The organism is Roseateles sp. P5_B10 (assembly GCF_056400485.1).
This window is the reverse complement of the sequence record NZ_JBFULE010000608.1, coordinates 1-3,230: the sequence shown is the minus strand read 5'-3', so window position 1 is coordinate 3,230 and position 3,230 is coordinate 1. Positions and strand designations below refer to the sequence as shown.

Here is a 3,230-nt window from a genome sequence, read left to right as displayed (position 1 = left end):
GAGCTGCCCATCATCGAGAACTGGCTGATGGCTTCGGTGCCTGGCGGGGCTTTCGTGACCGGGCTGGCTGCCGCCTTCGACCGGGCGCTGGACGAAGGCGCCGAGGCGCTGCTGCCGCGCCTGCAGACCGATGGCCGGCATGCACGCGTCGTCCAGGCGCTGCCCGATGACCTCCAGCGCCATCGATTGATGCAGATTGCAGCAACGGAGCTGCTGGACTGCGAGCCCCAGCTCGCTCGTCTCGTGCTGCTGCGCGCCGAGGACGGCCCTCTCGCCTGGCAGGCCGGCGTCGGCTGGCGTCATCGCCACTTGTACGCTCGCTTGGCCCTGGTGCCCTGCCCGCGCGTGCTGCCCGCCGTGCTCAAGCTGCGCAGCGCTGACCGCGCCATCGTCGAGCGCAACTGGCGCCGCGGCCTCGTGTCGCCCTTCAGCGCCCTGGTCCAGCTTATGGACCGCAGCAAGTAAAGCCACCTCAGCTGCAGACCTGCCTGGCTTCGTCGAAGCCCTTGCTCGCCGCAACTGCGGCCCCGGCCGCGAGCACACGGCGACACGCCGCGCACCTCTAACTCCCATCACTCTCGATATTAGGGTTCGCGCGAAGCACGGAAGAGCCACAGCCAGTAATCAACAGGTAAACAACCCCAACGTAAGCTCCTCAAAGCCGGCCTCGATCCACGTTCTGTTCAGTTAGAACGATCATATATTTCGGGCCGGCAAATCAGAGAAGTCACATATACGCAAGGGTAAGATGAAAAAACTGTCATTCACCAAATGCATGATTGCGGCAGCGGCGCTCGTCGGTTCCGCCAGCAGCATGGCTCAAGGCCTGAGCCCGTTTGTCGGCCAATGGAATCAGTTCTACGCCAGCCTGAACGGCAACGCCGAATATATCGACAAGCATTCGATCCAGGGTTACGCCTTCAACGCCTTCTATCACAACTGCGGCGGCAGCGCATACCAGGACTGGGCAACAAACAACGGCCAGTCCCAGTATCTGGTCCAGATGTCCACTGGCGGATACATGACTGGGCTGCACGTCATCAACAATGAGCTGCTGTGCGCCAAGGGTGCATCGTCCGCCATCCCTGCCTTCATGGAGTCCAGCACCGTGCGGCAAGGGATGCTCGCCTGCCCGTTGGGCACCATCATGACCGGCCTCCATGTCCAGAACAACAAGATCTGGTGCGCGTCACCGGCCAGCGGCCGGATCCTGCATACCTGGGCCGAAACCGTCGACTATTCAACCGGCCGCCCCGGCACATCAGCTGCACATATGCACGCATGCCCGCCAAAGTGGGTCATGACCGGCGTCCATGTTGGCAACAACGCCTTCCTTTGCACGCCGTATGAAGGCCCGGGCATTGATCCGTGGAGCGCCGCGCCGGTGGCTGATCCCAGCGTTGGCCCGGCCGCGTCCGGCGGTGGTGGCGGTGGCGGTGGCGGTGGTGGCGGTGGTGGCGGGCAGCAGCAGTACTGATATTCCGCTTCAGCACAGCCGTTGAACTRCAGGGTGTGCCAGCCAATCCACTGGCGCACCCGACCAGTTCCAAATTGGAATCGCTTGGCAGGAGTTCCATCCATGAATATTAATCTCCAGGTTTGATTCGAGCATCTTCGGAAGTTGCAGCCATTGTCTTTGGAGAATGGCTGCAACTCCCGATCTGCATGAGGACTCTCGCGTCCCGTCACCACGCCCTTTGGCCGCGTGCCCCGCCTGTGCGCGAGTGCACCGCCCCTCCAGCGCGGGTCAGTCGGCTGGCACCACCGCCCCATCACCGATACTTGAAACCATCGGTCTGCAAGCGGGTGAGAGCCCCGGTCTCCTCATGAGTTCCCTGTTTCTGCGCAATCTCGATGAACACCTGCAACTGATGCAACTCCTGGGAGCGCTGGACCCACAAGTGCAGCAGGCCGGCCAACGGCTCGCCGACGCGCTGAAGGCGGGCTGCAAGATCATGTTCTGCGGCAACGGCGGCTCGGCCGCGGACAGCCAGCACCTGGCCTCCGAGCTGACGGGCCGCTTCATCAAGGACCGCCGCCCGCTCGCCGGCCTGGCGCTGACGACCGACAGCTCAGCGCTGACCTGCATCGGCAACGATTACAGCTTTGACGATGTGTTCATCCGCCAGGTCCAGGGCCTCGGCCGCGCCGGCGATGCGCTGATCGGCATCTCGACCTCGGGCAACTCGGCCAATGTGCTGCGCGCCGTCGAGGCCGCCAAGGCCATGGGCATCTACACGCTGGGCCTGCTAGGCCGTGACGGCGGCAAGCTGGGCGCGCTGTGCGACGACAGCATCATCGTGCCGCACGGCATCACCGCCCGCATCCAGGAGGCGCACCTGCTGATCGGCCACACGCTGTGCGGCCTGATCGAGGCCAACCTGGGCGTGGGGCAATGAGCGCCCTGCCCTCGCGTGAACTGCTCGCCTCCCGCCGCATCCTCGTCGTCGGCGACGTCATGCTGGACCGCTACTGGCACGGCGCCGTCGAACGCATCTCGCCCGAGGCGCCCGTGCCCGTCGTGCGCATCGAACGCGAGGAGGAGCGCCTGGGCGGCGCCGCCAACGTCGCGCTCAACATCCGCACGCTGGGCGCGAGGGCCACGCTGCTGACCGTCGTCGGCCAGGACGAACCGGCCCGCCGCCTGCGCGAACTGCTGCACGAGCGCGACATCGAGACCGTGCTGCGTGAGGACAAGCAGCTCTACACCATCGTCAAGCTGCGCATCATTGGCCGCGCCCAGCAGTTGCTGCGCGTGGATTTCGAGAACGAGCCCGACCACGAGGCGCTGGGCGAGATGCTTGAGGCCTTCGCCGAGCAGTTGCCCCGACACGACGTCGTGCTGTTCTCCGACTATGGCAAGGGCGGCCTCACGCACATCCCGCGCATGATCGAAATGGCCCGCGCCGCGGGCAAGCCCGTGCTGGTCGACCCCAAGGGCAGCGACTACAAGCGCTACGCCGGCGCCAGCGTCATCACGCCCAACCGGGGCGAACTGGCCCAGGTCGCGGGCGCCTGGCGCGGCGAGGAAGAGCTGCGCGCCAAGGTCGAGACGCTGCGCGCCGACATCGACGTCGGCGCCGTGCTGCTGACGCGCTCGGAAGAAGGCATGACGCTGTTCGAAGCCAGCGGCGTCACTCACGAGCCGGCACGCGCCCGCGAGGTGTTCGACGTGACCGGCGCAGGCGACACCGTCATCGCGACGCTGGCCGTGATGACCAGCGCCGGCG

General features: G+C 65.7%; 3 protein-coding genes and 1 pseudogene. All 4 read left to right on the top strand.

Translation table 11 applies throughout. The annotated features are described in order from the left end of the window. Positions 1-465: pseudogene (locus AC1DU6_RS24670) on the top strand (hypothetical protein); the annotation flags it as partial. Between the two features lie 283 nt (positions 466-748). Next, complete coding sequence (locus tag AC1DU6_RS24665; RefSeq protein WP_457324757.1) at positions 749-1,477, top strand: hypothetical protein; 729 nt, start codon at positions 749-751, stop codon at positions 1,475-1,477. Positions 1,478-1,826: 349 nt separating this feature from the next. Continuing rightward, on the top strand, positions 1,827-2,399 hold the full coding sequence (locus AC1DU6_RS24660) for a D-sedoheptulose-7-phosphate isomerase (protein ID WP_457324756.1): 573 nt from the start codon (positions 1,827-1,829) through the stop codon (positions 2,397-2,399). Continuing rightward, positions 2,396-3,230: D-glycero-beta-D-manno-heptose-7-phosphate kinase (gene rfaE1, locus AC1DU6_RS24655; protein ID WP_477860292.1), on the top strand; the 835-nt coding region annotated here is incomplete at its 3' end. The genes AC1DU6_RS24660 and rfaE1, both read left to right, overlap by 4 nt.